The 22982-nt window shown below is 73.1% G+C and carries 20 protein-coding genes; 10 read left to right on the plus strand and 10 right to left on the minus strand.

Translation table 11 applies throughout. The annotated features are described in order from the left end of the window. Positions 1-6: 6 nt before the first annotated feature. The gene (locus ABWI07_RS00935; RefSeq protein WP_353817284.1) at positions 7-831 is read right to left on the minus strand and encodes a hypothetical protein; all 825 of its coding nucleotides are present in this window, start codon (positions 829-831) and stop codon (positions 7-9) included. Between the two features lie 145 nt (positions 832-976). On the opposite strand from ABWI07_RS00935, the gene ABWI07_RS00940 reads away from it, so the two are divergent. The 4 genes from ABWI07_RS00940 to ABWI07_RS00955 all read left to right on the plus strand — a co-directional run bounded on the left by ABWI07_RS00940 (position 977) and on the right by ABWI07_RS00955 (position 3507). Continuing rightward, a complete protein-coding gene (locus ABWI07_RS00940; RefSeq protein ID WP_149259329.1) occupies positions 977-1222 on the plus strand; it encodes a hypothetical protein in 246 nt (81 codons plus the stop codon). Next, entirely contained in the window at positions 1219-1707 is a 489-nt protein-coding gene (locus tag ABWI07_RS00945; protein ID WP_353817285.1) for an SRPBCC family protein, read from the plus strand. The genes ABWI07_RS00940 and ABWI07_RS00945 overlap by 4 nt, the downstream gene beginning before the upstream one ends. Before the next feature lie 148 nt (positions 1708-1855). Next, positions 1856-2464 carry an RNA polymerase sigma factor gene (locus ABWI07_RS00950; protein WP_149259331.1) on the plus strand — a complete coding sequence of 203 codons (609 nt, stop codon included), beginning with the start codon at positions 1856-1858 and terminating at the stop codon, positions 2462-2464. Continuing rightward, a complete protein-coding gene (locus ABWI07_RS00955; protein WP_149259332.1) occupies positions 2461-3507 on the plus strand; it encodes a CU044_5270 family protein in 1047 nt (348 codons plus the stop codon). The genes ABWI07_RS00950 and ABWI07_RS00955 overlap by 4 nt, the downstream gene beginning before the upstream one ends. A 137-nt stretch (positions 3508-3644) precedes the next feature. Here ABWI07_RS00955 and ABWI07_RS00960 read toward each other — a convergent pair whose 3' ends face one another. The 3 genes from ABWI07_RS00960 to ABWI07_RS00970 form a co-directional block, all read right to left on the minus strand. Continuing rightward, a complete protein-coding gene (locus ABWI07_RS00960; protein WP_353817286.1) occupies positions 3645-4394 on the minus strand; it encodes an SDR family NAD(P)-dependent oxidoreductase in 750 nt (249 codons plus the stop codon). Between the two features lie 163 nt (positions 4395-4557). Then, positions 4558-7239 (minus strand): ATP-binding protein, encoded by a 2682-nt coding sequence (locus ABWI07_RS00965; RefSeq protein WP_353817502.1) that lies wholly within the window; start codon positions 7237-7239, stop codon positions 4558-4560. 70 nt (positions 7240-7309) lie between these two features. Then, positions 7310-8074 carry an NIPSNAP family protein gene (locus ABWI07_RS00970; RefSeq protein ID WP_353817287.1) on the minus strand — a complete coding sequence of 255 codons (765 nt, stop codon included), beginning with the start codon at positions 8072-8074 and terminating at the stop codon, positions 7310-7312. A 116-nt stretch (positions 8075-8190) separates the two neighbouring features. Between ABWI07_RS00970 and ABWI07_RS00975 the strand changes: the two genes are divergently transcribed. Then, the gene (locus ABWI07_RS00975; RefSeq protein ID WP_149259335.1) at positions 8191-9162 is read left to right on the plus strand and encodes a GlxA family transcriptional regulator; all 972 of its coding nucleotides are present in this window, start codon (positions 8191-8193) and stop codon (positions 9160-9162) included. A 41-nt stretch (positions 9163-9203) separates the two neighbouring features. Then, a complete protein-coding gene (locus tag ABWI07_RS00980) occupies positions 9204-9662 on the plus strand; it encodes an SRPBCC domain-containing protein (protein WP_149259336.1) in 459 nt (152 codons plus the stop codon). A 72-nt stretch (positions 9663-9734) separates the two neighbouring features. On the opposite strand, the gene ABWI07_RS00985 is transcribed toward ABWI07_RS00980, so the two are convergent. Next, the gene (locus ABWI07_RS00985; protein ID WP_353817288.1) at positions 9735-11168 is read right to left on the minus strand and encodes an MFS transporter; all 1434 of its coding nucleotides are present in this window, start codon (positions 11166-11168) and stop codon (positions 9735-9737) included. A gap of 187 nt (positions 11169-11355) precedes the next feature. Between ABWI07_RS00985 and ABWI07_RS00990 the strand changes: the two genes are divergently transcribed. Next, on the plus strand, positions 11356-12237 hold the full coding sequence (locus ABWI07_RS00990; RefSeq protein WP_149259338.1) for a helix-turn-helix transcriptional regulator: 882 nt from the start codon (positions 11356-11358) through the stop codon (positions 12235-12237). A gap of 81 nt (positions 12238-12318) precedes the next feature. Here ABWI07_RS00990 and ABWI07_RS00995 read toward each other — a convergent pair whose 3' ends face one another. The 4 genes from ABWI07_RS00995 to ABWI07_RS01010 all read right to left on the minus strand — a co-directional run bounded on the left by ABWI07_RS00995 (position 12319) and on the right by ABWI07_RS01010 (position 16365). Next, the gene (locus ABWI07_RS00995) at positions 12319-13242 is read right to left on the minus strand and encodes an ROK family protein (protein WP_353817289.1); all 924 of its coding nucleotides are present in this window, start codon (positions 13240-13242) and stop codon (positions 12319-12321) included. Then, complete coding sequence (locus ABWI07_RS01000; protein ID WP_149259340.1) at positions 13239-14054, minus strand: carbohydrate ABC transporter permease; 816 nt, start codon at positions 14052-14054, stop codon at positions 13239-13241. Before ABWI07_RS01000 ends, ABWI07_RS00995 begins: the two co-directional genes overlap by 4 nt. 121 nt (positions 14055-14175) lie before the next feature. Beyond that, positions 14176-15117 carry a carbohydrate ABC transporter permease gene (locus tag ABWI07_RS01005; protein ID WP_149259341.1) on the minus strand — a complete coding sequence of 314 codons (942 nt, stop codon included), beginning with the start codon at positions 15115-15117 and terminating at the stop codon, positions 14176-14178. Next, the gene (locus ABWI07_RS01010) at positions 15118-16365 is read right to left on the minus strand and encodes an extracellular solute-binding protein (RefSeq protein WP_149259342.1); all 1248 of its coding nucleotides are present in this window, start codon (positions 16363-16365) and stop codon (positions 15118-15120) included. It lies immediately after the preceding gene. A 365-nt stretch (positions 16366-16730) separates the two neighbouring features. On the opposite strand from ABWI07_RS01010, the gene ABWI07_RS01015 reads away from it, so the two are divergent. Then, positions 16731-17534, plus strand: coding sequence for an SRPBCC family protein (locus ABWI07_RS01015; RefSeq protein WP_149259343.1), 804 nt, complete (start codon positions 16731-16733; stop codon positions 17532-17534). Between the two features lie 11 nt (positions 17535-17545). Further along, positions 17546-18706, plus strand: a complete 1161-nt coding sequence (locus tag ABWI07_RS01020) for an SRPBCC family protein (protein ID WP_353817291.1) — start codon at positions 17546-17548, stop codon at positions 18704-18706. 25 nt (positions 18707-18731) lie between these two features. Here the strand turns inward: ABWI07_RS01020 and ABWI07_RS01025 are convergent, their stop codons facing one another. Next, positions 18732-21482, minus strand: coding sequence for an ATP-binding protein (locus ABWI07_RS01025; protein WP_160160914.1), 2751 nt, complete (start codon positions 21480-21482; stop codon positions 18732-18734). A gap of 130 nt (positions 21483-21612) precedes the next feature. On the opposite strand from ABWI07_RS01025, the gene ABWI07_RS01030 reads away from it, so the two are divergent. Beyond that, a complete protein-coding gene (locus ABWI07_RS01030) occupies positions 21613-22821 on the plus strand; it encodes an RNA-guided endonuclease InsQ/TnpB family protein (protein WP_149259346.1) in 1209 nt (402 codons plus the stop codon). Positions 22822-22982: the final 161 nt, after the last annotated feature.

Genomic DNA, 22982 nt, shown 5'->3' on the forward strand with positions numbered 1-22982 from the left:
GAGCCGCTAGATCCGCTTGCGCGCCAGGCCGGCTCGCCTGGCCCGCTCCTGGCGCTCGAGGCCTGCCTCGCGCCGGGCCTTGTCGAGCGCGGCCCAGTTCTCGGGCTGCATGCACATCAGCTCGCCCGTGCCCGGGACCAGGATCACGCCGCCGAAGGGCTCGTCCCCGGCGAACCACGCTCCGAGGCCGATCTCCTTGGGCCACCGGTCGGAGAACAGCGGCTCCCGGGCGGACATGCGCGGCGCGGCGTCGCCGCCAAGGATCAGGGAGCGCACTCCCTTGGCCCCCAGGTTCGTCTTCCGTATGGGGGCGCGGAACTCGAAGTCGTAGACCTTCAGCACCCGGGCGCATCTCCGCGCGGCGATGATCTGGGGAAGCCAGAACCTCGTCCCCATCCCCAGCGAGACCAGCCCCGCGCCGAGGAACGGGCCGAGGTAGCCGACGCCGACGGCGAGCGGCACGGCCACCAGCACGGCGGCGACCGCCATGACCAGCAGGTAGCGCCTGACCAGGACCTTGTAGTGGTACTTCACCGGGCCCTGGCGGTCGGTGCCGTCCGTGGCATAGGGGACGGGACCGCCGAACGGCCTGTAGAGCGCCAGCTGCAAGGCCAGGAGCACCACGATGGCGAGCCCGAGCATCCCGAGGACCGCGACCCAGTAGAAGGTGTCGCTGCGGACCGCTAGAAGGAGCACGAAGGAGACCGCGAAGCCCGCCGCCAGGTAGGACGGCCGCCACATCCAGTGCCGGCGGTCGTCGTCCGTGGAGGGACGCCCCTTCGTCCGCGGCTCTCCGCCGGTGCTGCCAGGTCCGGCCGAAGGCTCCGACATACCGCTCCATCCGCTCTTGTCTGTCACGTCCGTAGATCACGTGATCGTCCAAGGTAGGGCGATCGTCCCTGCGTGGCCACCCCGCGCCGCCGTTCGCCCCTGCCCGGCAAGGCCCCGCCCACAGCGAAACTGGTAACTTGGTACCATGGTAAAAGTTGAACGGGTGCAGACCGGCGTGCGCGTCGAGCGCAACGTGCTCAAGGTCCTCAAGGCGCTGGCCGAGTACCTCGACCTCTCCCTCGGCGATCTGGTCGAGGGCATCGCCCTGCACGCCTTCGAGGGCAAGGCCCCCTTCTCGCCGGAGACGCTCGCCAAGATCGAGCAGCTCAAGGACGTCTACGGCCTGACGCTGACCGCCGCGGACGCGCACACCCTGGACGAGCCGCGATGAGCGGCGTCCGGCACCGCCTCGCCGGCCGCATCACCGTCCCGCTGCCCCCGGCCGAGGCGTTCCCCCTCTTCACCGCACGGGGCGAGCGGCGCTGGGTGCCGGGGTGGGAACCGTCTTTCCCCGCGCCCGTCACCGACGACGCGAGGCCCGAGACGGTCTTCCAGACCCACGCCGGCGAGCGCACCACCACCTGGATCGTCGTCGACGGGACGCCGGGACGGCGCATCCGCTACGCGCGCGTCACTCCGGGGACCAGCGCGGGAACCGTCTCCGTCGTCCTGGACGAGGCGGACGGGCACAGCGAGGTGACCGTCACCTACGAGCTCACCGCGCTCTCCGACGAGGGAGCCGCCCACCTGCACCGGTTCGCCGCCGAATACCCCGCCTTCCTGGCGAGCTGGCAGGACGCCATCACAGATGCCCTCCAAGCCGAAGCCTTCCAAGCCGAAGCCCTGCGAGCCGCCAACCCGGGCCCGGCCACCTGACCACCCCTGGGGGATTCACCAGGAAGGACGCCGAAGGCCCGCCCACGCACCCCGTGCCGCCCCGCATGCAGAGGGAACCCGTTCGCGGCGACCGGTCGAGTACCGGGTGACAGCCAACCGAAAGGACCCCCATGAACGGACGTGGCCCATGTTGACCGCGCCTTCCGGGACGGAACCGGACGTCCCTCCCGGTCCGGTGACCGACGCCGCGGTCCTGCGGGAGTCGCTCCGGCGGCCCGAGCGCTTCGCGGAGATCTTCGACCGGCACGGCGACGAGATCCACCGCTACGTCGCCCGCCGCCTCGGCCCCGACATGGCCGAGGACGTCGTCGCGGAGACGTTCCTGGCAGCGTTCCGCAAGCGCGGGCGGTACGACCTCGGACGACCGGACGCGCGCCCCTGGCTCTACGGGATCGCGACACACGCCCTGCGCGAGCACCGCCGGGCCGAGGCCCGCCGGAACCGGGCCCTGGCCCGCGCGGCGCCGGACCGGCCGGAGGAGGGCTTCGACGAGCGCAGCACCGCCAGGGTGGCGGCGGGCCGGCTGCGGCCCGAGCTCGCCGCGGCCCTCACCCGCCTCTCGGCCGCCGACCGCGACCTGCTCCTGCTCATCGCCTGGGCCGAACTGAGCTACGACGAGGCGGCCCAGGCCCTCGGCGTCCCCGTCGGCACGATCAAGTCCCGCCTGCACCGGATCCGCAAGAAGCTCCACCGCGCGTTCGGCGGCGTCCACCCCCTCCAGGAGAGCGCGACATGACCACAGACGAGATCACCCTGTTCCGCGAGGGCCGCCCGGACGTGCCCGAGTACGACCGCATGGCCAAGGCCCGCCTGCGCGTCCGGCTCAGCGAGGACGCGCCCGCCTCCCAGGCCCGGCCGTGGCGGGGCCGCCGGCGCCTCCTCACGGCGGGCGCCCTCGCCGGGGCCATGGCGGTCGCCGCCGTCGTCGCCATCGGACAGGATGACCGGGAGCCCGAGCCCGTCGCCCTGCGTCCGGTCGGCGGCCCCCAGGACCTGGCCCGCAACGCCGCCCTGGTCGCGGCGACCAAGCCCGTCCCGAAGCTCGGCCCGGCGCAGTGGGCCTACGTGAAGACCGTCTACGCGGAGACCCAGGAAGGCGGCGGGCGCCCGCTCTTCGGCACCCCGGCGAAGACCCGCACCCAGGAACTCTGGCGCCGGACGGACGGCAAGCGGTTCGCCGTGGTCGAGAACGGGAGGCTGCGCGTCGCCGAGGGCTCGAAGTACACCCCGACCTATCCCGAACTGCTCTCCCTGCCGACCGACCCCGGCGCGGTGCTCGCGCGGATCTACAAGACGGTCGACGCCGAGTACGCCCGGCGTCTCGCGGAGTGGAGCAAGCCGGTCCCGGAGGGACTGCCGAAGCGGACACGCGAGAAGTACGCGCTGATGAAGAAGGCGAAGCCGAAGCCGCCGACCGCCGAGGAGCGCGACTCCGCGGCGTTCGAACTCGTCACCCGCTCCATGCGCGACGCCGTCCTCCCCTCGAAGATCGAGGCGGCGCTGTACGGCGCCGCGGCCCGGATCCCCGGCGTGCGCTACGAGCCCGCGGCCGCCGATCTCGGGGGGCGCCGCGGGGTCACCCTCTACCGCGTCGAGAACGGCTACCTGCGCAGTGAGATCTTCATCGATCCGAAGAGCTACGCCTACCTGGGCTTTCGCGTCCTAGCCGTGAAGGACCACCGGGAGCCCGGCCTGCTGCCGGTGAAGCGGGGGCAGATCACGGGCTGGGGCGCCCTGACGGCCGCGGCCTTCGTCCCGAAGCCGGGCGGTCGCGGCTGAGCCGGGACGGGATGCCGGGATGACGCCTCGCCCGGTCCGGGGGTGCGGACCGTCGGAGCGGGCGAGGCGTCACCGCCCCCGTCGCGCCGTCTCTCCGCGCGCGAGGAGCGGAGGAGGCGGCGCCGAGAAGGCCCCCGTCAGTCGACCAGGGCGCCGGCGGTGATGTTGACCTGCGTCGAGGTCAGGCTGGCGGCGTGGTCGGAGGCCAGGAAGGCGGCGACGCGGCCGACGTCGGTGAGGGTCGCGGCGCGCTTGAGCAGGGTGGCGTCCACCATCTGCTGCTTGACCGGCTCCATGTCCGGGATGTCCGGCATGGACTCGGGGATGCCGCCGGTCCGCATCGACAGGACGCGGACCGAGTGCCGCCCGAGCTCGCACGCCCACTGGCGGCGCATCGCCTCGACCATGTCGCAGCCGATCTGCACCGTCCCGATGCCGGGCATGCGGTTGGTGCTGTCGGAGCCGCCGAAGTGCAGGATCACGCCCGAGCCCTGCTTGACCATGTGCCGCGCGGCGGCCTGGGTGGTCAGCAGGAACGAGCGGGCGACCTTCTCCATGGCCCGGCCGAAGTCCGCCACCGGCATGTCGATCAGGGGCACGAACAGCGCGTCCTGGGAGATGACGTTGACGGACACGTCGACGCTGCCGGCCGTCTCCACGACCGAGTCGACCCAGCCGTTCACCGCGTCCTCGTCCAGGGCGTCCACGCGGGCCGTCTCGGCGAGGCCGCCGGCGCCCCGGATCTCCTCGGCGACGGCGTCGAGCGTGGCGGGGGTGCGGCCGGCGAGGAACACGCGCGCGCCCTCGGCCGCGAAGGCGCGCGCCATGGCGCCGCCGATCGCCCCGCCGCCGCCGTAGATCACCGCGGTCTTGTTCTCCAGAAGCATCGTGGTTCTCCGTTCGTTCGAGGTGCCACGACGCTACGAGCGCGACCGGACGGCCCGCATCGGTCATCGAACGGATGTGCGACACCGCAGGCCAGCAGGGGTGGACGGGCTCAGAGGGCGGTGTCACCGGGGCAGGGCCGGCGGGTGCGCCGGTCAGGGTAAGTCAGATGTCCGATACCAGCCGGGCCAGCTCGACGCGGCGGGTGACGCCGATCTTCGGATAGGCCTTGTAGAGGTGGTGCCCGACCGTGCGGGGGCTGAGGTAGAGCTGCGCGCCGATCTCCCGGTTGCTGAGCCCTGCGGCGGCGAGCCGCACGACCTGGAGCTCCTGCGGGGTCAGCCGCTTCAGGGGGTCGGCGTCCCCGGACCGGGCCGCCGGGCGGTCCCCGAGGACCTCCAGTTCGGCGCGGGCGCGCTCGGCCCAGCACTCGGCGCCGAGCCGGGCGAACGCCTCCCGCGCCGCGGTCAGCTCCTCCCGCGCCTCGGTGCGGCGGCGCCGGCGGCGCAGCCACTCGCCGTACAGCAGCCGGGTCCGCGCGATGTCGTAGGCGCGGTCGCCGTGCAGGCTCAGGGCGGTGCGGTAGTGCTCGTCCGCCTCGTCCCCGGCGGCGAGCAGGGCGCGGCACCGGGAGACCAGGGCGGTGCTCGACGCGGCCGCCGCCCACGTCTCGAACGCGGGCAGGTGGGTGCGGGCCAGCTCCGGCCGCCCGGCGCGCACCGCCGCCTCCGCGTGGTCGGGGACGGCGCGGATCAGCACGTCGTGCCGGGCCGGGCCGGAGCACACCGCGTCCAGCCGCTCCAGGGCGGCGCGGGCGTCCCCCTCGGCGAGGTCGAGCAGGCCGAGGCCCCAGGACGCGAGCGCGGCGTTCGTCGGGTGCAGGTCGGCGTGCGCGAGGACGTCCGGCGCGAGGGCGCGGCTGCGCCCGGCGTCCGACTCCAGCCGCACCGTGATGCACTTCAGCGCGGTGACCTGCATGTCCATGCCGATGTCGGCGGCCAGCGACATGCCCTCGGCCGCCGCCGCGTCCGCGCCGCGCAGGTCGCCGAGCAGCACCCGCCCGATCGCGAGGGGCTCCAGGATGTAGGGGAGCCAGCCGAGCGCGCCCCTGGCCCTGGCCTCCGACGCCATCTCCACGAGCAGCCCGGTCGCGCCGCGGTCGTCGGCCACGAGCAGGCCCATGAAACCGCCGATGAGGCGTTCGACGACGTCCTCGATCCCGCCGTTCCGCGCGGCTTCGAAGAGGGCCCGCATCGGCGGGACGGCCCCCGGCGCGCCCTCCTGCAGCCGCCCGTAGGCGATCAGCGCGGCGGTCACCGGCGCCTTCGCCGAACCCGCGGGCAGCCGCACCGTCCCGAGCAGCTCGACGCTCTGCCGCACCAGGTCGTGCGCCCCGGCGTCCCGGGCGGACCAGACGGCCTCCGTGAGCATGGCCACCGCCTGCTCGGGGTCGCTCCCGGCGATGAGCGCCGCGCCCCGCAGCGCCAGCTCGGCGTCGGCGGCCGGGGAGGCGCGCTCGTAGGCGACCTGGGCGCGGATGAAGGTGGCCTCGGCGACGACCCCGTCCTCGGCGGTGAGGTGCTCGGCCTCCTCTGCGAGGCGGGCGGCCTGGTCGGGCCGTCCCGCGTCGTAGGAGGCCCGCGCCGCGTGGACGAGCCGCCGCGCCCTGCCCTCCGGCTCGGTGCTGAGCCGCGCGGCGCGCTCGTAGGCGGTGGCGACGGCGGCGGTCCCGCCGCGCAGCTCGGCGCGGTGCGCGACCCGTTCGAGCTCGGCGGCGACGTCCTCGTCCGGGCCGGTCGCGGCCGCCGCCAGGTGCCAGGCGCGCCGGTCGGCGTGCTCGTCGCCGCCGAGGACCCGCGCCAGCGCGCCGTGGACGCCGATCCGCCGGTGGTGTGCCGCGTCCTGGTAGGTGACGGCGCGGATGAGCGGGTGCCGGAACCGCACCTCCTCGCCGTCGAGGACGACGAGCCCGGCCTCCTCGGCGGGTTCGAGGTCGGCGGGGGTCAGGCCGAGCGCGTCCCCGGCGCGCAGCACGATGGCGAGGTCGGCGGTGCCGTCGGCGGCGACCACGAGGAGCAGCCGGCGGGTGGCCTCCGGCAGCTCGGCCAGCCGGCGGCGGAACGTCTCCTGCACCCTGCCGCCGACCGGCAGCGGCTCGGCGGGACGGGCGGGACGCGACCGCAGGGCGCTCCCCAGCTCGATGAGCGCGAGCGGGTTGCCGGCCGCCTCGTCCAGCAGCCGCTCCCGCACCGGGACGGTCAGGCCGGGCGCGTGCGCCGCCACCAGGTCCTCGGCGGCGCGGCGGTCCAGCCCGGCCAGCCGCAGCACCTCCAGGCCGCGGTCGGGGAACGGGCGGGCGCCGTCCCGGGCCGTGAAGATCATGGAGATGGGGTCGGCGCCGAGCCGGCGGGCGGCGAACAGCAGCGCGTCCAGCGAGGCGGTGTCCAGCCACTGCGCGTCGTCGACCAGGCACACCAGCGGGCGGTCGGCGGCCAGCTCCGACAGCAGCGTGAGCGTGGCCGCGCCGATCAGGAAGCGGTCGCCCGCCGGTCCCGAGCCGAGGCCGAAAGCCGACCGCAGCGCCGCCGCCTGCTGCTCGGGCAGCGCGTCGAACCGGTCGGCGTAGGGGTGCAGCATCAGATGGAGCCCGCCGAACGCCAGTTCCGACTCGGACTCGACGCCGACGCCGCGGACGACCCGCATCTCCCCGGCGTCAGCGACGACCTGGTGGACGAGGGCCGTCTTGCCGATCCCCGCCTCGCCCTGGACCACCACGGTCCTGCTCCGCCCGGCGCGGGCGTCCTCGAGCAGGCCGGCGAGGTGGTCGAGCTCGCGGTCTCGCCCCATGAGCACGGGACCACACTACAAGCCGCACCCGCCACAAAGACGGACGAATCGACCACCCTGCCGGGGCGCCTCAGCGCAGCGCCGAGCGGCCGGTCGGGGACAGGACCAGCCGCTCCAGCGGTGCCGTGGAGCCGGCGGTGAGGGCGGGCAGGAGCCGCTCGGTCCACTCCGGCGACCTGTCCAGCTGGTCGAGGTGGTCGCGCAGACGGGCGGTGTCCTCGAAGACGGTGAACCAGACGAAGACGTTCGCGTCCGACCGCACGGGCAGGCGGGGGAAGGTGTTCTCGGCCGGTTCGGTCTGGAAGCGGGCGGCGGGAGGGGCTCCGAGGCCGGTCAGGAACGGAGCGACCGTGTCGTTGAAGTAGTCGGCGAACGCGGCGTCGACAGGGTCCTCCCGGTGCAGGATCGTCGCCGTCACCCGTGACTCGGGAGGCGTCGCGCCGACCGGCGGCCGCCCGCCCGCGGGCGGGAAGCCGGAGCCGGGCGCCACCGGCCGCAGCAGCAGGACGTCGTCGGAGTCGAGCATGGTCTCGGCGGCGGCGACGCCGTGCTCCTTCCAAGCCGCGCCCTCCAGGTAGAAGGCGGTGAGCGCGGCCTTCCGCGACTCCATGTCGCGGAAGCCGCGCAGCCACACGTACCGGTCCGGGTCGTCCTCGTCGTGGAACTGCCCGATGACGCGCATCCCGACGGCCTCCTGGGTCTCGACGAACTCGCGGTCGAAGAGTTCGGTCAGGACGGCGCGGCCTCCCGGCCGGAGCGTGTACTGCCGCAGCTCGACGACGGCGCAGGGGAGGGCGGCCGCGGAGTCCGGCGTGGTCGTGAGGGATTCGGGCATGGCTCGTTCCTTGTGCGGAGGAGTGGTCGGGGTTCCACGGTCGCAGCCCGGGTGCGGCGGCCACGAGTGGCAAATCCGCCGATGTTCGCACGCTTTTCGCCATAGGTTGGACGGCTATGACGCGCGCCTCCGTCGCCCTCGTCCTCCTCCAGGACATGCCGTTCTTCGAGGTCGGGATCGCCTGCCAGGTCTTCCGCTCGGCGCGGGCCGACCCCGCCGTCCCGTGGTACGGGCTGCGGCTGTGCTCGACCGAGCCCGGGGACGTGCGCCTGGAGTTCGGATTCACCCTCAACGCCGAGCACGGGTTCGACGCCCTCGCCGGCGCCGACATGGTGGTCGTGCCCGCGCTGCCGTACGTCCACGTGGAGTCCGATCGCCCGGTGCCGCCCGCGCTGACCGGCGCGCTCGCGGCGGCGCACCGCGCGGGCGCGCGGATCGTGTCGCTGTGCACCGGCGCGTTCGCCCTCGCCGCCGCCGGGCTCCTGGACGGACGCTCCGCCGCCACCCACTGGATGTTCGCCGACGAGTTGCAGCGCCGGCACCCGGAGGTCCGGGTGGACGCCTCGGTGCTCTACGTCGACGACGGGGACGTCCTCAGCAGCGCCGGGCGCACCGCCGGGCTCGACCTGTGCCTGCACATCGTCCGCCGCGACCTCGGCGCGGACGTCGCCAACCAGGTGGCCCGGCGCATGGTGGTGCCCGCGCACCGCCCCGGCGGCCAGGCCCAGTACGTCGAGCTCGCCGTGCCCCGCACCGACGGGGACGGGCTGGGGCCGGTCCTCCAGTGGGCCGCCGCGCACCTGGACGAGCCGCTGACCGTCACCGACCTCACCCGGCGGGCGCGGATGAGCCCGCGGACGTTCGCCCGCCGCTTCACCGCGCACACCGGGACCACGCCGTCCCGGTGGCTCCTCGACCAGCGCCTCGGCCGCGCCCGGGTGCTCCTGGAATCCACCGACCTGCCCGTCGACCAGGTGAGCCGCCGCAGCGGCCTCGGCTCGGCCGCGAACCTGCGGCGCCACTTCACCCGGCACGTCGGCGTCCCGCCGACCGACTACCGGCGCGCCTTCCGCTCCCGCGGCGCCTGAAACCGCCCGGCGCCCGTGCGGGTGCGCCGTAGGGTGGGCGCATGTACTCGACGCGGGTCTCCCGGCGCGTGCGGGCCCGGCCTTCGGCCGTCTACCGGGCGCTCATCGACGCGGACGCCATCATGCGGTGGCGGGTCCCGGACGGCATGACCAGCGAGGTGCACGAGTTCGACGGCCGCGAGGGCGGCGCGTTCCGGATCTCGCTCACCTACGACGCGCCGACCGGCGCCGGGAAGACGGCGGCGCACACCGACACCTACCACGGGCGGTTCGCGGAGCTGGTGCCGGACGAGCGCGTGGTCGAGGTGTTCGAGTTCGAGACCGGCGACCCCGCCCTCCGGGGCGAGATGACCATGACCACGACGCTCACCGAGGTCGACGGCGGCACCGAGGTGCTCATCGTGCACGAGGGCCTGCCCGACGCCGTCCCCGCCGCCGACAACGAGACCGGCACGCGCATGGCGCTCGACAACCTCGCGAGGCTCGTCGAACCGGACTAGGACCGGGCGGGAGCGGACTGCGCTCCACCGGCGGGTACCGGCCCTCGATCGGCAAGGGCGAGTCCGCCCGGCTCATCGCGCCTCGCTCTCCGCGAGATCGGCCGGCTCGTCTGAGGAGGGCGTCGAGTCGCTCTGGCTCTGCCTGGGCAGCCAACGGGAAGCGAGCACGCCGAGTGTGACGTGCAGGAGGCCGGCCACGACGGCCGCCGCGTGCAGTCCGACGACGAAGGCGGACTTCGCGTCGTCGGCGGAAATGGCTGTCAGCTTCGGGATCTGGAGTGTCTCGCCGAGGGTCGGGGCGAGGGCCGGGCCCTGGAGCCGGAAGACGAGTGCGGCGAGCGAGCCGAGCAGCGCGATGCCGAGGGCGTTGCCGATCTCGTTGCTGGTCTCGGCGATGGCTCCGGCCGCGCCGGCGCGTTCCGGGGGGACGGCGCCGACGGCGGTGTCCGCGACGAGTGCGAAGGAGAGGCCGTAGCCGACTCCGGCGACGACCGTGGAGGCGACGTACCAGCCGCCGCCACCGTGGACGGTGGTGGGGAGCAGGAGCAGCAGCCCGGCGGCGATGGAGAAGTGGCAGACGAGCAGGGTGGTGCGCTTGCCGATGCGGTCGACCACGGCCGGCGTGACGACGCAGGTGGTGGTGAGCACCGCGGCTCCTGGGAGTGCGAGCAGGGCGGCCTGCAGGACCGCGATGCCCAGGACCGACTGGAGATAGACGCCTGCCAGGTAGGCGGTCGCGGACCATGCCGCCAGGGGCAGCAGCCCGGTGATGATCGCGACGGTGAAGGTGCGGTCACGGAACAGGGAGAAGTCCATCAGTGGATGTCGCAGCTGCCGCTGCCGGGTCGCGAACCACACCAGCAGCACCGCCCCGGTCAGTGCCGCCAGGACGGGGAGGAGCGAGAGGCCTTCGGCCGCGACGCGCTTCAGCGCGTAGATCGCGAGCAGCAGGCCGGCAGCGGAGGTCACGACGCTGGTGACGTCGACGCGGCCGGGGCGAGTCGCGCGGACTTCACTGAGCAGGACCGGCGCGAAGACCAGGAACAGGGCGACCACGGGGAGATTGATCAGGAAGACCGACCCCCACCAGAAGCTCTCCAGCAGCACGCCGCCGAAGACCGGGCCGACGGCGAAGCCGGCGGCGAACGCGGCCGCGAAGATTCCGATGGCCTGTGCGCGGCGCCGCGGGTCGGTGAACAGCTCGCTCAGCACCGCCAGGGCGGAGGGGAGCAGGGTGGCCCCGGCGACGCCCATCAGCGCACGGGCGGCGATGAGCAGTCCGGCGTCGGGGGCGAACGCCGCGGCCGCGGACGCCAGGCCGAAGACCGCCGTGCCGATCATGAGGAGCCTCAGCCTGCCGTATCGATCGCCGAGGTTGCCGAACGCGATGAGCAGGGATCCGACGGCGAAGCCGTAGACGTCCAGGATCCACAGGGACTGCTCGGCCGTCGGCGCCAGTGCCCGGCTGATCCGGGGCATCGCCAGGAACAGGATCGACCCGTCCATCGAGACCAGCAGTACCGGCCCCAGGACGACAAGGAGACCAAGCCAGACCCGTGCACCCGGCTTACTCGCGTGCTGTTGATACATGGCGTCCACGCTCAGGGCCGCCGCGTAAGACGGCCATCCCCTTGCTGTGGGTACACCCAGCAGGTGCACCCACGCCCGCCGCGGCATGCATACGCTCGATGCCGTGGAGAGCCTGGGAACGTTCCTGAAGAGCCGGCGTGATCGGATCACGCCCGCCGAGATCGGACTGCGCACCTACGGCACCGCTCGACGCGTCCCGGGCCTGCGCCGCGAAGAACTGGCCCAGTGCGCCGGAGTCAGCCCCGGGTACTACACCCGGCTGGAGCAGGGACAGGCGGAAACCGCCTCGGATCAGGTGCTCAACGCCCTGGCAAGGGTGCTGCGACTCGACGAAGTGGAGACGGCGCACCTGCGCAATCTCGCTCGGCAGCCCGCCGCCCCCGGACTGTCGGACCCCGGCCGGGAGCAACCCCACAGGCGCGTTCTGGCTCTCCTCGACACACTCGGCGACGCGACCCCGGCGCTCGTGCTGGGCCGGCGAGGAGACGTGCTCGCGTGGAACCGCGCCGGTCACGCGCTGTTCGCCGAGCACATCGACTTCGAGGCGCCGAACGCTCCGGACCGGCGCCCCTCGATCCCGCGGATGTTCTTCCTCGACCCGCTCACCCGGAACCTCCACCGCAACTGGGACGAACTCGCACGCATCCACGTCGCCTACCTGCGGCTCACCGCCGGCCGTTTCCCGACCGACGCCCGGCTGGCCGAGCTGATCGGAGAACTCACCATGCGCAGCGACGAGTTCGCGGCCATGTGGGCGACCGGAGAGGTCGCCGACTGCACCGTCGGAGACATGCACCTCCAGCACCCCACCATCGGAGCCGCGAGCGTCGCCTACCAGGTCTGGCTCCAGCCCGACAGCCCGGACCACCGGCTTGAGATCTACACCCCGAACGACGCCGCCTCCGCCGACGCACTGCGAACCCTCACCCAGGACGCGCCGCACGAAGCGTCGCCGGACGTGCCCGACCCCACGCGGCCACGCTGACCGGAACCTCCATGCGCTGGGCCGCTCGTGCGGCGGGTGGTCGCCCGAGGTGTCGCACGAATGGCTTCACCTGCTGCGGCCCTAGCCGACGTCCAGGAGGCGGTGGGCGAGGATCGTCGCGCCCTTGACGGCCGCCTGGTCGTCCAGTTCCGTGCGCACCAGGCGGGGCGGGGCGCGGAAGACCAGGCGGTCGGCCAGGCGCAAGCCGAGCGGGTCCAGAAGCGCGTCGCCGGCGCGGGCGAGGCCGCCGCCCATGACCACGAGGCCCGGGTCCAGCAGGAGGGTCGCCGCGGCGAGGCCGTCGGCCAGGCAGTCGAGCGCCTCCGACCAGACCCGCCCCGCCTTCTCCTCGCCCCTCGCGGCCCGCGCCATCACCTCCTCGGCGGCCACGCCCCCGCCGTGGCGGCGGGAGACGGCGGCGGCCGAGGCGTAGGTCTCCAGGCAGCCCCGGTTCCCGCAGGCGCAGGGCTCGCCGCCGGGACGGACGACCACGTGGCCGATCTCGCCGCTCCAGCCCACCGTCCCCGGATAGGGGACGCCGTTCAGGATCAGGGCGGCCGCGATGCCGGTCCCGATCGCCATGAAGACGAAGTCGCCCGCGCCGCGGCCCGCCCCCAGCACGGCCTCGGCCAGGCCTCCGGTGCGGACGTCGTGGCCGATGGCGACCGGGATGCCCAGGCGCTCGCGCGCCATCCGCCGGATCGGCACGTCCCGCCACCCCAGGTTGGCGGAGTGGACGGCCGTGCCCGCCGCCTCGTCCACGATGCCGGGCAGGGCGATGCCGACCGCGCGGGCGGGGGAGCCCAGGGACGCGGCGCGGGCGGCGAGCTGGGCGGCGAAGTCCAGGACGCCGCCCACCGGGTCGGCCCGGTCGGTGGGCCGCGACTCGCTCGCCAGGACCTGCGGCTCCCCGCCGGCCCGCACGCCCTCGCCGCCCCGCGTGCCGTCGCTGACCAGGGCGGCCTTCATCGTCGTGCCGCCCACGTCCAGGCCGATGAGGGTCACTTGACCGAGCCCGCCGTGAGGCCGCCGATGAGGTAGCGCTCGACGAACACGAACAGGATGACGACCGGGACGATCGCGATGAGCGAGGTGGCGAAGAGGTACTGCCAGTGCGCCTGGTACTGGGTCACGAAGGACGGGATGCCGACGGTGAGGGGGCGGCGGTCCGGCGATGCGGTGACCGTCAGCGCCACGATGTACTCGTTCCAGGCCGCGATGAACGTGTAGACGACCGCGGTGACGACGCCTGGCATGGAGATGGGCAGCGTGACGCGGGCGAGGGCGCCGATGCGCCCGGCGCCGTCCAGGAACGCGGCCTCCTCCAGCTCCTTCGGGATGCCGGCGAAGTAGCCGTGCAGGATCCAGACGCAGAACGGCAGGTTGAACGCCGCGTTCACCAGGATCAGCGACAGCAGCGTGTCGGTCAGGTCGAGCGCGACCATCTCCCGGTAGATGCCGATCACGAGCGCGGTCGGCGCGAACATCTGCGTGACCAGGACGAGCAGCAGGAACGCCCCGCGCCCCCGGAAGCGGTTGCGGGCCGTGTAGTACGCGGCGGGCATCGCGCAGGCGAGGGTGACCAGGGTGGCGGCGGCCGCGACCGTGAGGGAGACCCGCATGTAGGTCCAGACGGGCGCGGCCGACCAGACGTCCACGAAGTTCGACCACGTCCAGTGCGAGGGCAGGTAGGTGCCCGGTGACCTGGTCAGCTCGCGCTCCGGCTTCAGCGCGGTGACGAACATCTGCAGGTAGGGCAGCAGGAAGGCCAGGGCGACCAGCCAGCCGACGCCCGCGAGGACGATCCGGCGCGTCATCGGACCCTTCCCTCCTGGGGGGCGACCCCCAGGCCCCGCTGCGGTCATCGGACCCTTCCTTCCTGGGGGCGACCCCCAGGCCCCCGGGACCGGAGGTCCGAAGATCCTCGCTTCGCTGCGGTCATCGGACCTCCTGCCAGCGGGCGGCCCTCAGGTACAGCAGCACCATCACGAGGATCAGGGCGAAGTTCACGACCGCCATCGCGCCGGACTCGCCGACGTTCTGGTCGTAGAAGGCCAGCTTGTACATGAACGTGGTGGTGGTGTCGGTCTTGCTGCCGGGGCCGCCGCCCGTCATCGCCCAGATGATCGGGAACGAGTTGAAGACATTGATCACGTTGATGATGGAGGCGATCAGGATGGCGGGCCTCAGCAGCGGCAGCGTGATGGCGACGTAGGCGCGCACGTGTCCGGCGCCGTCGACTCGGGCAGCCTCGTACAGGTCGGCGGGGATCGTCTGGAGCCCGGCGAGGATGACGAACGAGGTGAACGGCAGCGACACGAACACCGCCACCCACATCATCCACAGCATCGCCTGCCCCGGGTGGGCCAGCCAGTTCACCGGCTCGTCGACCACGTGCAGGTCGAGCAGCACGCGGTTGACCAGGCCGGAGTAGTTGTCCAGCATCCACTTCCAGATCAGCGCCGTCATCAGCACCGACGCCGCCCACGGGACGACCACGGCCCAGCGCACGACCCGGCGGCCGGGGAAGCGGGCGTTCAGCAACTGGCCCAGGGCGAGCGACAGCACCATGGTGACGGCGACGATCCCGGCGACCCACAGCAGCGTCCGCAGCACGACCGGGACCAGATCGTCCTCGCCGAACAGGTCGGTGTAGTTGCCGCCGCCGCGGTAGCCGAGCACGGTGCCGGACGAGCTGATCCTCTGCAGCGAGGTGCGGACCATCTCGATCACCGGCCACAGCACCACGAACGCGATGAGCGCGAGGGACGGGGCGAGCCACGGCAGCGGGGCCAGGGCCCGCCCGATCCGCCGGACGGGGGAGGGGCGGGGGGCCGTCGAGGCGGCGGCCCCCCGCTCCCCGGTCTTGAGGTCCCGCACTCAGCCGGCCTTCTCGGCGGTCTCCTGGATCTTGTCCAGGACCTTCTTCGGGTCCTCGTTCGCGACCGCGGTGCCGAGGTCCTGCTTGACCGCGCCCGCGACCGCCGACCACGCCGGGTTGGAGGTCGGCGCGAACTTCGACGTCGGGAGCGCGTCCACGAACTGCTTCATGTAGGGGTCGGCGCTGAGCGCGTCGCCGGCCGACTTCGTCACCGGCAGGAAGCCCTCGGTCCTGAGGAACTTCGAGGTGTTCTCCTTCTGGTAGAAGAAGTCGAGGAACTTCTTGACGGCCTCCTTGTTCTTGCCGTCGCCCTTCTTGAACGCGGCGAGGACGTCCATGACGCCGAGCGTGTTGTGCTCGGTGCCGTTCTTGCTCGGGAGCGGCGCGACGCCGAAGTCGAGATTCTTGTCCACCGGGTCGATGAATCCGGCCTTGGTGAACGGCCCGCCGATCGCCATGCCGATCTTGCCCTGCGCGAACTGGTTGAACACGGTCTTGCGGTCGGTGGTCTCCGGGTTCGGCTGGGTCAGCCCCGACTTGTTGAGGTCCCTGAGGAAGGCGAGCGTGTCGACATTGGCCTTCTGGTTGATCGCCCATTTGCCGGTGGCGTCGACCCATCCGCCGCCGTTGTTCATCGCCCAGGAGTAGAACTCGGCCTGCGACTCCTCGGGGCCGAGGGGCAGCCCGTACCCGGTCGAGCCCGCCTTCTTGATCTTCTGCGCGTCCGCCTTGACCTCGTCCCACGTGGCGGGCGGGTCGCCGATGCCGGCCTTCTCGAAGAGGGCCTTGTTGTAGAACAGGAGGCGGGCGCTGGAGATGAACGGCAGGCCGTACTGGGCGCCGTTGTACTGCGCCTGCTGGACGAAGGTCGGGGTGAAATCGCCGAGCGTGCCCGGCGACAGCACCTCTTCCGCCTTGTAGATGAGACCGTCGCGGGCGAAGTCGGAGAACGCGTTGTAGTTGAGGATGTCGGGGACCTGTCTGGTCTGGACGTAGGTCTTCACCTTGGCGTCCATCTGGGTCCAATCGACCATCTCCAGGTTGACCTTGTAACCCGGGTTCTTCGCCTCGAAGTCCTTGATCAGGGCGTCCCAGTAGGGCTTGGTGTTGTCGTCGTAGATGGCCGCGACGAACTTGATGGTCTTTCCGTCGGAGTCGCCTCCGGACGAGCTTCCCTTGCCGCATCCGCTGACGCCGAGGGCCACGGTCAGGCCCGCGGCGGCGATGCCCAGGAGGTGCCGTTTCATCTGTCCCCGCCTTCTGGCCGGCGCGCATGAAAGAAATGCGCGTGTGAACGCCCCCCGAGCATGAACGTGCGTGGTGGGGTTGAAGATAAACACTGGTCCGTACCGGTTCAAGAGGCGGGTGTTTCACCGAATCTCAACCGTTATGTGGCGTTTCAGGTACACCCCACTGGTCCGGTGCGCACGCTGGGCTGGTCTGGTCGTCCGGCGGCGCCGATCCCTCCCGTGCACTGGGAGTGAACGTCTGGACACCTTTCTGTCACGACCGGTCGGAAGAGATGTCTTGTTCCTTCCTGCGTCCTGTTTTGCCCCTGCTTGACCGGGTAACCCGGCGCCGTACCCGAGTTGGACGATGAGGTGGACAGGACATGAAACTCCGGACGGGCCCGATCGTGGGCGCGGCCGTCGGCGCCGGCGGGGCGCTGGCCGTGCTCTCGGCCCGGCGCCTGGCACGCCGTGCCACGAGCGGGCTCGTCACCCGGCTCGAACGGCGGCTCGACCGAGCGGTCCGGCACCTCACCGCGAAGGCGGAGCAGGCCGGCCCGCTCGCCAAGGCCGCTCTGGCCGGAGTCAAGGCGCTGCAGGAGGGCAAGTCCCCCTTCCGCGCGCTGCTGAGCTTCGGCTGGACGGCCCTGAAGGAGACCCTCGCCGGCATCTTCGGGCGGGGGCGAAGGGGGAAACCGACCAACATCGTCGAGCAGATCGACGTGGGTGCGCCGCGCCGCCTGGTCTACGACCAGTGGACGCGGTTCCAGGACTACCCGACCTTCATGAAGAAGGTCGTCAGCGTCGACCAGACGGACGACGCCAAGCTGAACTGGAAGGCGAAGATCTTCTGGTCGGCGCGGACGTGGGAGTCGACGATCAGCGAGCAGGTGCCCGACGAGCACATCGTGTGGCGCTCGAAGGGCCCGAAGGGCTACGTGAACGGGTCGGTCAGCTTCCACGAGCTGGCGCCGAACCTGACCCGGATCCTGCTCGTCCTGGAGTACCACCCCGCCGGCCTCTTCGAGCGGACGGGCAACCTCTGGCGCGCCCAGGGCCGCCGGGCCCGGCTCGAACTGAAGCACTTCGGCCGTCACGTGATGACTCAGGCGCTCCTCCACCCGGACGAGGTGGAGGGCTGGCGCGGTGAGATCCGCGACGGCGAGACCGTCACCAACCCCAAGTGAGGAAGCTGAACATGGCACGCGGAAACCCGGTGGGCAAGCTGCCCGTCGGACAGATCGCCAAGAGGCTGCCGATCGGCGGGCGCAAGCGCTCGTCCGGTCTGAGCGCCGTCACCAAGGCCCTCCCGGGCGGCCGGGCCGTCGGCACCGCCGGCGGCGTCCTGCTCGGCGCGGGCGCGGCCGTCGCGGCCGGCCGGGCCCTCTCCGGCAAGCGCGGCGGGAGCGGCCAGGGCGACCAGGACCAGGAGCAGGCGAAGACCTCCGGCGCCGAGGACGGCGCGAAGGACGAGGCCAAGGACGAGGCCAAGAGCGACTCCAAGGCCGACTCCAAGGGCGACTCCAAGGACGCCGACGACGCCGGCAAGGACGAGCAGTCCGACGACGGCAAGGGCAAGGGCATCTTCGGCAAGCTCAAGAACGTCCTGCCCTTCGGCAAGAAGGACGGGAAGGGCAAGGGCGGCAAGGGCGGCGGGAAGAAGGTGAAGGTCACCAACATCGTCGAGCACATCGACATCGGTGCGCCGCGCCGCCTCGTCTACGACCAGTGGACGCAGTTCCAGGACTACCCGTCCTTCATGAAGAAGGTCATCAGCGTCGACCAGGCCGACGAGACCAAGCTGAACTGGAAGGCGAAGATCTTCTGGTCGGCGCGGACCTGGGAGTCGACCATCGTCGAGCAGGTCCCGGACGAGCACATCGTGTGGCGCTCGAAGGGCCCGAAGGGCCACGTGGACGGGACGGTCAGCTTCCACGAGCTGTCGCCGAACCTGACCCGCGTCCTGGTCGTCCTGGAGTACCACCCGCAGGGCTTCATGGAGCGCACCGGGAACCTCTGGCGCGCCCAGGGCCGCCGCGCCCGGCTGGAGCTCAAGCACTTCCGCCGGTACGTGATGACGAACTCGCTCACCCGCGCGGACGAGATCGAGGGCTGGCGCGGCGAGATCCGCGACAGCGAGGTCGTCCGCACCCACGAGGAGGCCATGGAGGAAGAGGAGAAGTCCGGCAAGGGCGGCTCCGCGAGCTCCAAGGACAAGGACTCCGAGGGCAAGGGCACCGAGAGCGCCAAGGACTCCGAGTCCAAGGGCTCCCGTAACGGCCGGAGCACCCGGAGCTCCTCCACCTCCCGCAACAGCGGGTCCGAGGCCCGCGAGGAGGAGTACGAGGAGGTCCGCTGACCCGGCGTAAGGCCGGATGAGCGGATCAGCGGATCAGCCGGGCCAGCTCGACGCGCGACCGGATCCCGAGCCGGGTGAAGACGTTGCGGAGATGGTGGTCGATCGTCCGCGGACTGAGCAGCAGGCGCGCAGCGATCTCCCGGTTGGTGGCCCCCTCGGCGGCCATCCGGGCGATGTGCGCCTGCTGCGCGGTGAGCTTGCCGAACCCGCTCGCCGCCCGCGGCGCGGTCTCCCCGGCGGCGCGCAGCTCGGCGCGGGCCTGCGCGGTCCACGGGGCGGCGCCGTACCGCTCGAAGATCCGCAGCGCGGCGCGCAGGTGCTCGCGGGCGGCGCGGGGGCGCCGCCCGCGCCGCAGCCGGTGCCCGAACAGCAGCTCCGTGCGGGCGAGCTCGAACACGGCGCCGGCGGCCTCGTGCAGGCGGAGGGCCTCGGCGAAGTGCTCCTCGGCCTCGTCGTCGCATCCGGCGAGCAGGGCCCGGCAGCGGCGGCCGAGCGCCTCCGGCCCGGGGGCCGGGCCGATCCCGTCCACCCAGCGGCGGAAGTGCTCGTACGCCCTCGCGGCCGGGTCGGGCTCGCCGGTGCGGACCAGGGCCTCGACCAGGTGCGGGACGGCGAGGAGCCGCGCCGGCGGGTGCGCGAGCCCCGCGCCGCCCGGCAGCCGCAGCCGCGCGGCGGCGTCGGCGGGCCGGTCCGCGGCGAGGTCCAGGCACGCGGGCGCCCATGACCCGAGCGCGGCCGCGCGGGCGAGGCCGTGCTCGTCGGCCGTCCCGGTGAGCTGCTCCAGCGGCTCGCGCACCCTGGCCTCGTCGCCGTTGAAGGAGGCGGTGAGGACGAGCGTCGCGAGCTGCTCGGCGGCGTGCCCGTGCAGCCGGGTGGCCCGCGCGAGGCGCAGGCCGTCGTGGCACGCGGCGATCGGTGCGGGCGGATGCCCGAGCAGCGCCTCGCACCGTCCGGCCATCATCAGCGCGAACGACTCGGCGGGCGCGTCGCCGGCCCGCCTGGCCGAGGCGACGGCCTCGCCCGCCAGCGCGCGGGCGCGGGGGCCGTCCCCGAGCGCGAGTGCCGAGAGCGCGGCCCACGTCTGCGCGACCGGGTCCGCGACGTCCGCGCCGAGGCGCACGGCGCGCCGGAGCCGTCCGGCCGCCTCCGGGTACCGGCCTCGGATCGAGGCCGCGAAGCCGCCGAGGTGGGCGAGCAGCAGCTCGGTGCGCGGACCGGGCGCGGCGACGTCCAGCGCCGCGGCGCGGCCGGCCACCTCCAGGTAGACGTGGTGGTCGCCGGACGCGTCGGCGGCCTCGGCGGCCCACATCAGCGCGTCCAGCGCCGCCTCCGGGTCGGCGCCGGCGAGCCGCTCGGCCGCGTCCCGCAGCACGGGGACCGCCGCCGCGGGGGAGCCCGCCGCCGCCTCGATCTCGCCGCGCAGCGCGGCGGCGCGGGCGGTGCGCGCCCCGTCGCAGGCGCGGGGGCGGACCTGCCGGAGCATGGCGCGGGCCCGCCGCGACCGGCCGCTCGCCCAGGCGTCCGCGGCGGCGGCCAGGTACCGGTCCGTCCGCGCGCCGTGCTCGACGGTCAGCGCCGCGGCGCGCTGCCACATCCGCCAGGAGTCGGCGTACCGGCCCGCCCGCCGGGCCGCGGCCGCCGCCTCCGCCAGCTCCCCGGCGAGCCGGTCGTCGGGTTCGCCCGCCACGGCGGCGCGGTGCCAGAGCCGCCGCGGCCGCTGCCATTCCCGGACGAGGACCTCGGCGAGCAGCGTGTGCGCGTCCTGCCGCTCCTCGCGCGAGGCGTCGGCCCACAGCGAGGACCGGACGAGCCGGTTGCGGACCGCCACCCCGTCGCCCTCGAACCGCAGCAGCCCCGACTCGCGGGCGGCGTCGAGGTCGCCGTCGCCGATCCCGTCCGCCCGGACGGCCCGCGCCATCGTGGCGGCGCCGATCCACTCCTCGGCCACGGTCATCAGCACCAGCCGCCGCGCGCCCGCGGGAAGCGCGAGGTGGCGGCGCCGGTGCAGGGCGCGGAGCGAGCTGGACGGGGGCAGCGCCCGCGGCGGCGGCGCGGCGCCGGACAGCTGCCCGGACGTCAGCGCGGCGGCCAGCTCGCGGATCGCGAGGGGGCGGCCGCAGGCCAGGTCGACGATCTCCTCGGCCAGGTCGCCGCCCGCCGAGCCGTCCAGGGCGCTGCCGAGCGCGTCCCGCAGCACGCGCCGGCCCGCGTCCTCGGCCAGCGGCGCCAGCCGCAGCCGCCGGATGCCGCCGAGCGCGCCCGTGTCCGGTTCCCCGTCGCGGACGGCGAACAGCACCGCCACCGGCTCGTCCTCGACGCGCCGCGCCGCGAACGCCAGCACCTCCAGCGAACCGCGGTCGAGCCATTGGACGTCGTCGGCCCGGCACAGCACGGGTCCGTTCCGCGCGGCCCGGCTCAGCAGTTCGCACACCGCCGTGAACAGCACGAACGGCTCGGCGCGCGGCGCGCCGGACAGGACGGCCGCGAGGGCGTCCCGGTGCGCCGGCGGCAGCTGCGCGACCTGCTCGGACAGCGGGCGCAGCAGCCGGTGCAGCCCCGCGTACGGGACGCCGGTCTCGGCGGGGACGCCGGTCGTGCCGAGCACGCGGAAGGCCGTCCCGGCGCGGTGCACGGCGGCCTCCAGCAGGGCCGTCCGGCCGACGCCTGCGTCCCCGGTGACCGCCAGGGCGCCGCCGTGCCCGTCCCGGGCGCGGTCGAGCATCTCCTCGACCGCCTGGAGCTCGCGCTCGCGTCCGTGCAGCCGTTCGTGTGTCATGGAGATTCCTTCGTGGATACACCCGGTCTTCAGACCGGGGAGGGAACGGTTTTTTAGAGCAGGTCGGGGAAGTCGGGACGTTTCGGCGTCCGCCGGGTGGGCGCGTGCCGAGGCTGCTAGAACGGGCGGCATGGGGCGGCAGGTCAGGCGGGCGTTCAAGTTCCGCTTCTATCCCACGGGCGAGCAGGCGGCTGAGCTGTCGCGCACGTTCGGGTGCGTGCGGCTGGTGTACAACAAGGCGCTGGAGGAGCGCACCCGGGCCTGGTACGGCGAGCAGCGCCGTATCTCTTACGTGCAGTCGTCGGCCTTGCTGACGCAGTGGAAGAAGACCCAGGAACTGGCGTTCCTGGCGGAGGTGTCGTGCGTGCCGCTGCAGCAGGCGCTGCGGCATCTGCAGACGGCGTTCGCCAACTTCTTCGCCAAGCGGGCCGCCTACCCGCGGTTCAAGTCGCGCAAGCGGTCGCGTTGCTCGGCCGAGTACACCCGCAGCGCCTTCACCTGGCGCGACGGGCGCCTCACGCTGGCCAAGATGACGACGCCCCTGGACATCCGCTGGTCGCGTCCGCTGCCCGACGGGGCCGAGCCGACGACAGTGACGGTGTCGCGCGACGGCGCCGGGCGCTGGTTCGTGTCCCTGCTGTGCCAGGACACCATCCCTGCGGCGCCGGCCACGGAGGCCGCAGTCGGGGTGGACGCCGGGATCACCTCGCTGGTGGCACTGTCGACCGGGGAGAAGATCACCAATCCCCGCCATGAGCGCCGTGACCACGCCCGCCTGGCCGAGGCGCAGCGGAACCTGGCCCGCAAAGCCCCCGGCTCGGCGAACCGGGACAAGGCCCGCCGCAAGGTGGCCCGGGTGCACGCACGGATCGCCGACCGGCGCCGCGACCTGCTGCACAAGCTGTCGAGTCGACTCGTCCGTGAGAACCAAACGGTCGTGATCGAAGATCTCGCTGTCGGCAACCTGCTCAAGAACCGCACGCTCGCCCGGGCCATCTCTGATGCCGCGTGGCGGGAACTGCGTTTCATGCTGGAGTACAAGTGCGCCTGGTACGGCCGCGACCTGGTCGTGCTGGACCGCTGGTTCCCCTCCTCCAAGCTGTGCGCGGCCTGCGGAACCATCCGCGGCAAGCTGCCGCTGGACGTCCGCGAATGGACGTGCGAGTGCGGCGCCGTGCATGACCGCGATGTGAACGCGGCGCGGAACCTTCTGGCCGCCGGGCTGGCGGTGACCGCCTGTGGAGACGGTGTAAGACCTCAACGGGACACCCCCCGGACAGGGCACTCGTCGATGAAGCAGGAAACCCAGCGGGCGACCGCTGGAATCCCCCACTTGTAAGCGGGAGAGGAAGCCAAGCCGGTCCCTCCTCGGCGGGAACCGTCCTCGCCCGGAGCCGCGGGAAGGGCTCTATTGGACGGGGACTCAAAAGGGAAGGGACCCTAGGTCAACACGGGCACCCGGTACCGGTCCAGAGCGGGCTCCGGTTTCGGGGACGCGGC

The organism is Actinomadura sp. NPDC000600 (genome assembly GCF_040492135.1).
GTDB lineage: Bacteria > Actinomycetota > Actinomycetes > Streptosporangiales > Streptosporangiaceae > Spirillospora.